We start from the raw sequence: 10,457 nt of genomic DNA, 5'->3' as shown, positions 1-10,457 counted from the left end.
TGAATAATCTTGCACTGCGCTGCAAATCCGATCATCTGTCGAAGCACGCCGACGGCGGCCGCGTCTGGCAAGGCGACAACGGCGTCCTCCACCACCAGACCAAATCCCGCCACGCCTACACCAGCTACCCCGACGGATCCTGGATCTCCCACGGCGTCCAACCACCACCACCGCCACCACCAGACCCCTTCGACAACCCCGAACCACCACCCTTCTGACCCTGCCGGGCGTGCCCTGACAAGAGGATCTGGAGGCTCGCCGGAGGCGGGGAATAGACCGGATTGCGGCTGGCGTTTATGCTGTGTGCTTGTGCGTTACTGATCGAGAATTGCCGATCACTTCGGCCGGCTCCCGAATCTGCCCTACATTATCTACTTGCTCTCGAAGGAATGGCTGTGCCTGAAAACGAAACGACCCTCGAACAGGCACAGCAGCAGCCACATGCCGGGCCGGACGGGACGATCACAGCGGATGGTGCGCTGTCTTCACGAGACCGGACAGTGATATCGCTGCTGCTGGTGTCCGCGTTCGTGGTGATTCTCAATGAGACGATCATGGGCGTCGCGCTGCCACGGCTAATGGGGGACCTCGACATTACTGCAGGCGCGGCTCAGTGGCTGACCACGGCGTTCATGCTGACGATGGCCGTGGTGATCCCGGTAACCGGGTTCCTGCTCCAGCGGTTCAACACACGTCCCGTCTTCGCGGCGGCGATGACGCTCTTCAGCTTGGGGACTTTGGTGTCCGCGCTGGCCCCCGGCTTCGAGGTCCTGCTTGTCGGCCGGGTGATCCAGGCGACGGGGACGGCGATCATGATGCCCCTGCTGATGACTACGGTGATGACTCTGGTACCGCCGTCGTCCCGTGGAAAAGTCATGGGCAACATTTCCATCGTCATTTCCGTAGCACCGGCCATCGGGCCCACGATTTCCGGATTTATCCTCAGCATTCTTGATTGGCGCTGGATGTTCTGGCTGGTGCTGCCTATCGCGGTCGCCGCGTTGTCGCTGGGCGTGCTCCGGATCCAGAACGTGACCGAGCCGAAACATGCGCCGATCGATGTGCCCTCCGTGGTGGTTTCCGCATTCGCCTTCGGCGGCCTGATCTACGGGTTGAGCCAGTTGGGCGAGGCCGCGCATGGCGGGGGAGCGGTGCCCGCCTGGTTGCCCCTGGTCGTCGGCGGCGCCGCATTGCTGTTGTTCGTGCTCCGTCAGCGGTCGCTGCAGCGGGAGGACAAGGCGCTGCTGGATCTGCGGACCTTCACGTCGCGCGCGTTCACGGTCTCTATCCTGACCGTGGTGGTGTTGATGATGGCGTTGTTCGGCATGATCATCGTCCTGCCGATCTATCTGCAGTCCGTGCTCGGCCTGGATCCGCTGGCTACCGGCGCGCTGCTGCTACCGGGCGGCCTGGTCATGGGCCTGCTTGGTCCGGTGGTCGGCCGGATCTACGACGCCCGCGGATCACGCATCCTCGTCCTGCCGGGTGCGGTCCTGGTCAGCCTGGTGTTCTGGGGGCTCGCAATGATGAATGCGACGACGCCGGTCGCGCTGGTTTTGGTGGCGCATGTTTTCCTGAGCGTCGGGCTGGGCCTGATGTTCACGCCGCTGCTGACCTCGGCCCTGGCGGCCCTGCGCCCCGAGTTGTATTCGCACGGCTCCGCGGTGGTCGGCACGGTGCAGCAGTTGGCCGGCGCCGCAGGTACGGCCTTGTTCATCTCGGTGATGACTCTCCAGTCCGCGGGGCTCGCATCCGCCGGCGCGGGGGAGCTTGAGGCATTGGCCGGAGGGACCCAGGCCGCCTTCCTGTGCGGCGCGGTGATCTCGCTCCTGGCGATTGTCGCCGGCCTGTTCGTGAAGGACCCGAAGCCCGCGGCAGCGGAAGAAAACCGGCTAGCCGTCGGCTGAGCGGGCTTGCCTGCCGGCCCGGGAACGAAGAGCGGGCCGGCAGCGAAGCCACGCCGAAGTTGCCTCTGCTCTGCGAGTGGGAGACGGGTCACAGCCTGACCGCGGCTTCCGGACCGGCAGGTAAACTGGACCAACGATGCGACGACTTTCAGCTCTGATCCTTCTGCCCCTCGCCCTCCTTGCTTCCGGTTGCGCCGCCGTGGAGGAGGCAGCTACCGACGCCGCGAACCAGGCGGTTTCCGACATCACTGACGCTGCTGTCCAGGAAGTGACGGCACAGATCTGCGCGACGATCGAAGACGGTGCGGTCAGCGCGTCCGAGCAGCAGGTGCTGTCCGGGCTGGTGGCAGCCGCCGAATCCGCCGGCGCGCCCGAATCGATCACCGGCCCGCTGAACGAAGTTGCCAAGGCCGGCGACGAGGTTCCGGCCGAAGCCGTCCAGCAGCTGAACCAGACCTGCGCCGGCTCCGCAGGGAACACCGGAGGCTCCGGGAACTCCGAAAACGCAGAGGACGGCGAGAACTAGCAGCGGCACTGGCGGGAAGAGCCGCCGTCGCTAGAGCTGATCGAGCCGTTTGCGCGCCCGGTACGCCTCCGCCTGGAGCTTGCCGAGCGCTGCTTCGGCTTCGTCCTGGACGCCCTGCGCGATGTCGGCCTCGCGGTCGACGGCGGCGATGTCCTTGTCCAGTTCGCGAATCCGCTCCTTCAGCTCCGCCAGTTCCGCGGCCAGCTCCTCGCGCCGGGCTTCGACATCCTGGCGCCGTTGTTCTGCCTTCTCCACCTCGGCCTCGGCCTTTTCCACGCGCTTCTCGGCCCGCTCAAGCTCGGCCTTCGCCTGCTGGGCGGCCCGCTCCGCCTCTTCGGCCCTGCGCTTCTCCGCCCGGTCGGCACGTTCGGCACGGCGTTTTCCCGCGGTCTCCGGCTCTTCGACAACCTTGGGTCGAGTGGACTTCGCCGGCTTCCCCGTCCTAGCGGAGCGAACGGAGGGTAGCGGGCCCGCTACGGCGCCTGACAAGTCGACGGGTTCCAGCCCGCTGGCTGTCAACGAGCGGACCAGCCGGCCGCCGGCCACTGCAGCAGCGGCATCCGCATCCGTCATGGCTGCGCGCAGGGTTTGTTCGGCTTCGGCGCCGATAGCCTCGCTGACAGGATGTCCCAGTTCCGCGGCCAGGGCCCGCCCTTCCCTGATGACGGCGGCCAGCAGCTGTTGCCGCTGCCGGCTGAGTTCCCTCAGCTGCTGCGGGTCCAGCTCGTCCTGCGCCTCGCGCAGTGCCGCCCCGAGTTCCAGCACTTGGTCAGTCTCCTCGCGCCGCCGGGAGACAAGCATGTTAACCAGCCACGCCGCCGTCGACGGTTTGGGCAGCGTCTTGACCTGCTTGGCGAGCTCCTTGTCGCCGGTCCCGCCGACTTCCTTGGCCCGCGCGTTGCGGGCGGCCGTGAACTCGTCGGGCGTCAGCGCATAAAGTTCGACGGCGATGCTTGCGAGGTCCACTTTGCTCACCTTACCCGGGGCCCAACCATGGGCATTGCATTTGTTCCTGAGGATAGTAAGTTTGCTGATGTTGGATAAGGCAAGCGAGCCGGCCCGACGAAACGGCCGGCGTGATCGGAACGAGGAGCCTCATCATGGCCACGTGCGACACCTGCGGCAACACCTACGACAAGACGTTCACCATCACCAAGGGCGGCGAGACCAAAACCTTCGACAGCTTCGAGTGCGCCGTCCATGCGATGGCGCCGACCTGCGCGCACTGCGGGTGCCGCGTCCTTGGCCACGGCGTTGAGGCCGGGGAGCAGATTTACTGCTGCGCGCACTGCGCCCGGGAATCGGGACACGAACAGGTGGCGGACCGGGCGTAGTTCCGGGCCAAGAGCAGTGGCAAACCGGGCCTAGCTGGCGAGCAGGCAGGCATGGCGGACGCGGACTAGCTGGCGAGCAGGCAGGCGCGGCAGCTACTTGCCGGGCCGGATGAACCCGGATTCGTAGGCCGCGATAACTGCTTGGGTGCGGTCGCGTACGCCCAGCTTCGCCAGGATCGAGCCGATGTGACTCTTGACGGTCTCGACGCCGAGGAACATCTGCTGGGCGATTTCCTGGTTGTTGCGGCCGTGCGCGAGGTGCTGCAGCACTTCCGATTCGCGGCTGCTCAACCCCGCCGTGGCCACGAGATCCGGCTGACCAGGTTGTCTGGAGTCCTGGCGGTCCGCGACGAGTTCCCGCAGCTTCGCCGGGAAAACGATGGATTCACCGGCGGCCACAGCGCGGACGGTGCGGACGAGCTCGTCGGGCCGGGCGCGCTTGAGCAGGAAACCATCCGCGCCGGCCTTGAGGGCGTCGTAGACATAGTCGTCGCTTTCGAACGTCGTCAGGATGAGGATTCTCGGCGCGCGGTTGAGCCGGCCGGTGTTGGCTACCAGTTGGGCGGTCGCTTCAATGCCGTCCATCCGCGGCATCCGCACGTCCATCATGACGACGTCGGGCTCCAGTTTCCGTACCTGCGTCCACACCTCGGCGCCGTCGCCGGCCTCGCCGACCACGGCAAGGTCTTCTTCGAGTGACAGGATGGCGGCCAAGCCGGAGCGGATGAGCGGCTCGTCGTCGGCAAGCAGAATGCGGATGGGCTCACTCATGGCGTGGGTCCGTCTTCCGTGGGCGCCGGCTGGTTAGGGAGTGGCGGAGGTGCAGAGGGCGCTGACTGGCATGCGGTCCGGGTAGGCCAGGCGCTCCGTCCGTCACGGGCAGTTCCACCTCAAGGATCCATTGACCGGCAGCGACCACGGTGTTCGCGGAGCCGCCGGTCAACCGGGCGCGTTCGCGGATGCCGTCCAGCCCGCGGCCGCCGGCGGAGGTGGACCGGGTGATGCCATGGGAGGCGGGGGCCGGTGCCGGGGTGTCGGCGGTGTTGGAAATCGGATTGCTGAGCCTGATCCGCAGGCTGCTGGCGTCGGAGCGGAGCTGCGGTCTGGCCTGCTTCGGCTGCGCGTATTTCAGGGCGTTGGTCAGGCCCTCCTGCAGAATCCGGTGGGCGGTGACGGACACGTCGCGGGGCAGCCGGGCGAGGCCTTCGTCGTCGTAATCATGTTCCACGGCCAAGCCTTGCATGGCGAACCGCTCCAGGCTGCGGGGCAGTTCTTCCAGCCCGGCGGCGGCGCCGGCAGGGGCGGACGAGCGGAGGAGGCCGATGACGTGGTCGAGTTCGGTCAGGGCGGTGCGGCCGGTGTCCGCGACGGCCTGCATGGCCCTGGCGGCCGCGTCCGGATTCCGCGCCAGCAGCCCCTGGGCGGCGGTGGCCTGCAGCGTGGTGACGGTCAACGCGTGCCCAACCGAGTCGTGCAGTTCGCGGGCCAGTTCGTTCCGCCGGGCTTCGTCCCGAGCGCGTTCTTCGTCCAGCGCCGCCAGTTCGGCAGGGCTCGGCCCGAGCATCCGGTCGGCCCAATGCGGGAGCGCACTGCCGGTCAACACGGTGAAAACAACCACGGTAAGGCTGAGCCCGAGCGTCCAGAGCACCGCCGTCGTGGTGTCCACAAAGGGTACGACGACGGCGGCAAGCTCCGCGACCGACTGTGACTGCCCGGCGAGCCAGCGGAAGGCGACGGCGAGGATCATCGGGCCCGCAACGACGAGGGTGAAGAGGAGCAGCGAGCCGGCGAGCAGATGGATCAGGTACCACGCTGCTCCCCGCCAGCGGCGGCCTGAGCCGGACTCTGCCGGCAGGTCGGGCAGCTCCACCGAGAGCAGCTCCCGTACTGCAGTGCGCTCAAGCTCGCGCGTCACAGGCAGTGCCGCGGGAACCGCCAGCAGCGCGAAGAGGAGGGCGAAGGCGAACGCGGCGAGGCCGGCGTCCACAGCGGCCAGTTGCGTGGCCCAGATGAATGTGGCGATGTAGGGCACGGCGAGCAGGGCGCCGATCATCATGAACACGAAGTGCCTGAAGATCCGCCCTGCCCGCCTCGCCATCGGCCGGCCCGACTCCGTCATGGCCCTATTCTTGCCTATCGCGCTGACGGAATCCGCCGTGACTCTGCCGTTGGCCCGCCGGGACATGTTCAGCCGTCCCGGCCACAGGTGCTGCAGGTGCCGCGCCGTTTGAGGTAGTAGGCCAGTGTGGCCGCCGCCAGCAGCGGGCCCCACGCGATCCAGAGCAGGGTCGGCGTGCCGGTGGCCCAATTGACCGCGTCGAACGGGATGCCGGTCGGGATGCCCGAGGCGAAGATCCTGACGTAGGTGGCGCCGGCCGGAACGACCACGACGGAGACCAAGCTGGCAGGCATGACGGCGAGGAGGATGGGCACGCTGCGCCCGCCCAGGCCCGGAATCCAGCGCGGGAAGGTCGAGCCCCACCGTTGGAGCAGGCCGAGTGTCAGGATCGTGCCGAGCGCTGCCATCGAGGCCAGGCCAAGGCCGGCATGGACCATCCCGTTGCCCTGCATCATCGCCAGGAAATCCGGGCTGATCCCCAGCGGAATGCCGGCCGCCCAGGCGAACCGGGTCAGCGCATACAATGCGGGAATTGCAGCAGCCGCGATGGTGACTGGTGGTCCCCATCGCCTGGCGGCCGCCGCGGTGAACCAGCCGCGGTTACGGTCGGACCGGCCGCAGTGCGAGCAGGTACCCGTTGCCTTGCGGACTGCGGTGGCGGCGGTCAGGGCCCAGAGTCCGACGCCGGCGAGCAGCACGAGCTGATGCCCGAGGATCGGCCAGCCATAGTCCGCGGGCAAGGCCGCCGGATCGGTGGCGGCGAGGACCAGCAGGAACGGGATGTAGCCCAGCATCGTCAGCAGCCGCGTGTCCACCGCCACCAGCAGGACGGTGCCGGCGTAGAGCGCGGCGAAGGCCACGGCAGCGCCGGTCAGCAGGGGTCCAGGCCGGCGCGACAGGTGGATTGCCAGCGCCAGCAGCCCGCCGGCTGCTGCACCGGCGGGCAACAGGTACATCATTAGGTCGCCCAGCGGGCCGTTCAGCGGGGCCATTTCCACCGGGACCGCGCGGTCCGCCAGCGGCAGGCGGTTGCCGGAAAGTACGACGGCGGCGGCTGCGGCGGCGTAGAAAAGTGCGGTTATGGCCGTGGCCAGGGGAGCGGCGGGGAGGAAGCGCCGTGATTTGGAGTCAACGGCTCGGGTGGGAACTCTGTCGGGTCCGGGGAGCGGACCAGAGTCTGGTGTGGCCGAGGAATCCGGAGCGGGAGATGGAGCCGGTGGTGTAGTCATGGCTTCAGTCTGGCCACGTCCGGCCCGCCCAAGATCCCCCGCGGGGGCGGATGGGCTCCCCCGAAAGGGGGACGGCGCCGTCGTTATTGCCCCGCTGAAAGGGGAGTCACCAAAAGGGAGTCCTTAAAGGGGAGCAGCCCCGCCGGCGTGGTGCCAGCGGGGCCTCTCCACCATCCCGGGCCTGCCGATGGGGGAAGGGCCGGCCCGGAGTCTCATGCTTTAGCCAGCGGTGTAGTAACCGTCGACGCTCATCCAGCTGGTCGGGTGCACCAGGGTGCCGTCGCCCGGGTTCAGGGCGCTGACCATCTTGCCGTCGCCGAGGTAGATGCCAACGTGGCTGCCACCGTTCTGGGACACCAGGTCGCCCGGCTGCGGGTTGCTGGTCGGGGTCAGGGCGCCGACCTGGTCGTAGCTGAGGCGGGGCAGTTCGATGCCGGCCTGGGCGTAGACCCACTTGGTGAAGCCGGAGCAGTCCCAGCCGGCGGTGGTGTTGCCGCCCCAGACGTAGGGCACGCCGACCATGGACTGGGCGATGCCGGCCAGGCCGGAGGTGCTGGTGGACGCCGGCTTGATGTCGGCGCTGGCCAGGGAGACGTTCATGGACCCGGCCGGGGCAGCCTGGGCCTCGGCAGCCGGAGCCTCGGCGGCCGGAGCGGCCTGGGCTTCGGCGGCTGGAGCGGCCTGGGCCTCGGCGGCAGAGCCGGAGAGCTTGATGACGTCGCCGGGTAGATGATCGAGGACATGCCCAGGCCGTTGGCGGCGAAGACTTCCTCAAGGGCCACGCCGTGCTGCGAGGCGATGGCGCCCAGGGTGTCGCCGGCCTTAACCGTGTGGGTGGCGGCTTCGGTGGCGGTCTCGGCGCTGTGGGCCACGGCGGCGACGGCGGCCTCGGCAGCAGCATCCGAAGCGGCGACGGCCGGAGCGGTGTAGGAAGCCTGGTCCGGGGCGCTGCCGGCGGCGTTGGCGGCGGGCATGCCCGCACCGAGCATCAGGCCTGCACCGGCGGTGACTACGGCGGCGCTGCGGCCGACCTTGCCGGCGTTGGCGGAAACGGACTTGGTGGCCTCGCTGATGAGGAAGTTGCGGGCCGGGGTGGCGCGATGGCGCGCGGAATTGCTCTTGAACACGGTTGTGCCTCTCCCAATGCCTGCGAGGTAAGCTGTCGGGTTCGGGTAGGAGTCACCCGGCCGTGGGGCAGTACGGATACGTACCCACGACTTCACCCCAAGGACTTCAACGAAGCCCAAAAAATTGGGTCCCCCGCCTCTGCCAGCGGTAACTGAACGGGCTCGAATTGTGGTGGCAGAGTTAGGCAATCCACTCGAGCTGGCCGGGTAAGGCCCCGACGCTTCGACAACACTACATAACGGTTTGGTAACCACCAACTCGGATCGGGCGTGTTGTGGACAACCTCACATTCACTTCGTGTGAATCCACAGGCCAGGTTGATCGCTTAAATTTCCGTGGCTAGGAACGACGCCCCCGCCGGGACGGCTCCCAGGAATGGAACGTTAAGCCGGCGCAGGAAGGCCAAGTTGTCCAGCTCGACGTCATCAGGTAGGGCAGGCCAGCAGCCGACCACGATTCCGGTCACGGGCAGCCTGCGGGAGTGCAGCGCTTCGAGTGTGAGCACGGTGTGGTTCAGGGTGCCCAGGCCGCTGCGGACAACGACGACGGTGCCTGAGTTGCCGGGGAACCGCGCCGCAAGATCCGCGAGGGTATGGCCTTCGCCATCGAGTTCCACCAGCAGGCCGCCGGCGCCTTCGACCAGCACGTGGTCCGCGGTCTCCGCCAGTGTCTTGATGTGCCGGACGTGCTGGTCCAGGCAGGGCAGTGTGGCCCCCTCGCGCTGCGCGGCGGCCGCCGGCGCCATCGGTGCGCGCAGCCGGATCCCCTCGGACACCCGGTCCACCCCGGAGAGCCGGGACACTTCGTCCATGTCCCCGGGTTCCCCGGGAGCCACGCCGGTCTGCGCCGGCTTGTACACCGCCACCCGCCCCCGCCCGCTGCCGGACAGCGCGGCGGCGAGTGCCGCCGTCGTCATGGTCTTGCCCACGCCGGTGTCCGTGCCGGTCACGAAGATGATCCGGGGCAGTGTAGGGAGGGACGGCTGTGTCCGGCCGGCGGCGTGTGTAGGGAGAGTCACGGGGTCCTTTCGGCTGGAGCCGGTGTAGGGGGAGTCACGGGGTTCCTTGGGAGACGGTGACGGCGAGGGGGCTCTGGAAGGACAGCAGCCGCAGCCAGCCGGGCTCGGGCCCGTGCAGCTGCACGTCCGGCAGGGCACGGGCGGTTTCCTCGAGCACGAGCACGGTCTCCAGTTCGGCGAGCTTCGCGCCCAGGCAGCGGTGCAGTCCGTGGCCGAAGGCCAGCGAATAGGCCGTGGCGGCGGCGTCGGGCGGGTGGTGGCCGCTGAGCTCGAGCAGGATTTCCGCTCCGGCGGGCAGCTGCGTTCCGCCCAGTTCGGTGTCGCGGGCGGTGGCGCGGCGCCAGGTATGGACCGACGATTCCGTGCCGAGCACGTGCTGCACGAACTGCCGGCCGGAGCCGCCAGCGGCCAGCTGCCGCCAGCGCCCGGGTTCCTGCAGCGCGCGGTAGGACGCGGTGGCGATCAGCTGCGCCGTGGTTTCCTGCCCGGCGATGACCAGGAAGTAGCCCAGCGAACAGATTTCCGCGGGCTTGAGGCCGGCCCGGTCGAGCACGCCGAAGAGCGAATCCGTGCCGCGGGCGGCGTCCACCTCGCCGCGCAGCCACGCGTAGAACTCCGCGGCGCTCTCGGCCAGCGCTGGCTGGCGGTCCGCGTCCGGCCAGCCCCAGAAGAGCTCCAGCGAATCGCGGCTCCAGCGCTTGAGCGTGTCCAGATCCGGCAGCCCGGTGCCGATCAGCTCGGCCATCACGACAGGCGGGATGTGCTTGGCCACCAGGTCCGCCAGGTCCACCGGCCCCGCATGGAGTGCCGCCGCGGCCTCAGCGGCGCGTTTCTGCGCCAGCTCGCGCACCCGGGGACCAACGGCAGCGACCTTCGCCGGCGTGAAGAAGGCGGCGACGAGGCGCCGGACGCGCAGGTGGGCGTGGCCGGTGGCGGAGGCCAGCACCGGCGGCAGCGCGAAGCGGGCGCGGCTGAGGATCCGCAAGGCGGCGGGAGAGAGCGGTACGACGGCGGTCAGCGCGTTCGTGGGCAGGAAATCGTCCGTGCGGCGCATGACTTCCCGCACCTGGGCCGGGTCGGTCACGACATGGAAGCTCATGATGTGGCTCCGCTGGCGGCCGGATGGTGCTCCGGCTTGCTCCCGTTTACGAGTTCGGCGACCAGCGCGGCGGCGCGGCGGACGTCCTCCGGGGCCG

The 10,457-nt window shown here is 68.6% G+C and carries 11 protein-coding genes, 1 pseudogene and 1 riboswitch; of the genes and pseudogenes, 4 read left to right on the top strand and 8 right to left on the bottom strand.

All coding sequences use genetic code 11. The features are described from left to right. From D477_RS22855 to D477_RS19005, 3 genes and pseudogenes are all read left to right on the top strand, one after another. Positions 1–218 (top strand): annotated as a pseudogene (locus D477_RS22855) (hypothetical protein); the annotation flags it as partial. Positions 219–389: 171 nt separating this feature from the next. Continuing rightward, the gene (locus tag D477_RS19010) at positions 390–1,907 is read left to right on the top strand and encodes an MDR family MFS transporter (RefSeq protein ID WP_043847710.1); all 1,518 of its coding nucleotides are present in this window, start codon (positions 390–392) and stop codon (positions 1,905–1,907) included. 199 nt (positions 1,908–2,106) lie between these two features. Next, positions 2,107–2,433: a hypothetical protein gene (locus D477_RS19005; protein ID WP_005273829.1), complete on the top strand. Its 327-nt coding sequence runs from the start codon at positions 2,107–2,109 to the stop codon at positions 2,431–2,433. 30 nt (positions 2,434–2,463) lie between these two features. Here D477_RS19005 and D477_RS19000 read toward each other — a convergent pair whose 3' ends face one another. Next, positions 2,464–3,399, bottom strand: a complete 936-nt coding sequence (locus tag D477_RS19000; protein ID WP_005273826.1) for a hypothetical protein — start codon at positions 3,397–3,399, stop codon at positions 2,464–2,466. Between the two features lie 134 nt (positions 3,400–3,533). Here D477_RS19000 and D477_RS18995 point away from each other — a divergent pair, with 134 nt between their 5' ends. Continuing rightward, positions 3,534–3,767, top strand: coding sequence for a hypothetical protein (locus tag D477_RS18995; protein WP_005273824.1), 234 nt, complete (start codon positions 3,534–3,536; stop codon positions 3,765–3,767). A 93-nt stretch (positions 3,768–3,860) separates the two neighbouring features. Here the strand turns inward: D477_RS18995 and D477_RS18990 are convergent, their stop codons facing one another. The 7 genes from D477_RS18990 to D477_RS18960 all read right to left on the bottom strand — a co-directional run bounded on the left by D477_RS18990 (position 3,861) and on the right by D477_RS18960 (position 10,360). Next, positions 3,861–4,538, bottom strand: a complete 678-nt coding sequence (locus D477_RS18990) for a response regulator transcription factor (protein ID WP_005273820.1) — start codon at positions 4,536–4,538, stop codon at positions 3,861–3,863. Further along, complete coding sequence (locus D477_RS18985) at positions 4,531–5,886, bottom strand: sensor histidine kinase (protein WP_005273817.1); 1,356 nt, start codon at positions 5,884–5,886, stop codon at positions 4,531–4,533. Before D477_RS18985 ends, D477_RS18990 begins: the two co-directional genes overlap by 8 nt. A 68-nt stretch (positions 5,887–5,954) precedes the next feature. Continuing rightward, positions 5,955–7,115, bottom strand: coding sequence for a hypothetical protein (locus D477_RS22850; protein ID WP_190273590.1), 1,161 nt, complete (start codon positions 7,113–7,115; stop codon positions 5,955–5,957). A gap of 219 nt (positions 7,116–7,334) precedes the next feature. Beyond that, positions 7,335–7,715: a C40 family peptidase gene (locus D477_RS21970; protein WP_005273812.1), complete on the bottom strand. Its 381-nt coding sequence runs from the start codon at positions 7,713–7,715 to the stop codon at positions 7,335–7,337. Next, entirely contained in the window at positions 7,712–8,242 is a 531-nt protein-coding gene (locus D477_RS23440) for a LysM peptidoglycan-binding domain-containing protein (RefSeq protein ID WP_005273810.1), read from the bottom strand. The genes D477_RS21970 and D477_RS23440 overlap by 4 nt, the downstream gene beginning before the upstream one ends. A gap of 3 nt (positions 8,243–8,245) precedes the next feature. Beyond that, positions 8,246–8,415: riboswitch (cyclic di-AMP (ydaO/yuaA leader) on the bottom strand. Between the two features lie 153 nt (positions 8,416–8,568). Next, positions 8,569–9,261, bottom strand: coding sequence for a dethiobiotin synthase (bioD, locus tag D477_RS18965; protein WP_237740838.1), 693 nt, complete (start codon positions 9,259–9,261; stop codon positions 8,569–8,571). A 34-nt stretch (positions 9,262–9,295) separates the two neighbouring features. Next, on the bottom strand, positions 9,296–10,360 hold the full coding sequence (locus D477_RS18960) for a cytochrome P450 (protein ID WP_005273804.1): 1,065 nt from the start codon (positions 10,358–10,360) through the stop codon (positions 9,296–9,298). Positions 10,361–10,457: the final 97 nt, after the last annotated feature.

The organism is Arthrobacter crystallopoietes BAB-32 (assembly GCF_000328305.2).
GTDB classification, from domain to species: Bacteria; Actinomycetota; Actinomycetes; order Actinomycetales; family Micrococcaceae; genus Crystallibacter; species Crystallibacter crystallopoietes_A.
This window is presented reverse-complemented; position numbering and strand designations above follow the sequence as displayed.

Coding starts and splice junctions, on each gene's coding strand:
- D477_RS18960 (WP_005273804.1), bottom strand. CDS start 10,360: ATGAGCTTCCATGTCGTGACCGACCCGGCCCAGGTGCGGGAAGTCATG.
- D477_RS19010 (WP_043847710.1), top strand. CDS start 390: ATGGCTGTGCCTGAAAACGAAACGACCCTCGAACAGGCACAGCAGCAG.
- D477_RS18990 (WP_005273820.1), bottom strand. CDS start 4,538: ATGAGTGAGCCCATCCGCATTCTGCTTGCCGACGACGAGCCGCTCATC.
- D477_RS21970 (WP_005273812.1), bottom strand. CDS start 7,715: ATGAACGTCTCCCTGGCCAGCGCCGACATCAAGCCGGCGTCCACCAGC.
- D477_RS18985 (WP_005273817.1), bottom strand. CDS start 5,886: ATGACGGAGTCGGGCCGGCCGATGGCGAGGCGGGCAGGGCGGATCTTC.
- D477_RS18995 (WP_005273824.1), top strand. CDS start 3,534: ATGGCCACGTGCGACACCTGCGGCAACACCTACGACAAGACGTTCACC.
- D477_RS22850 (WP_190273590.1), bottom strand. CDS start 7,115: ATGACTACACCACCGGCTCCATCTCCCGCTCCGGATTCCTCGGCCACA.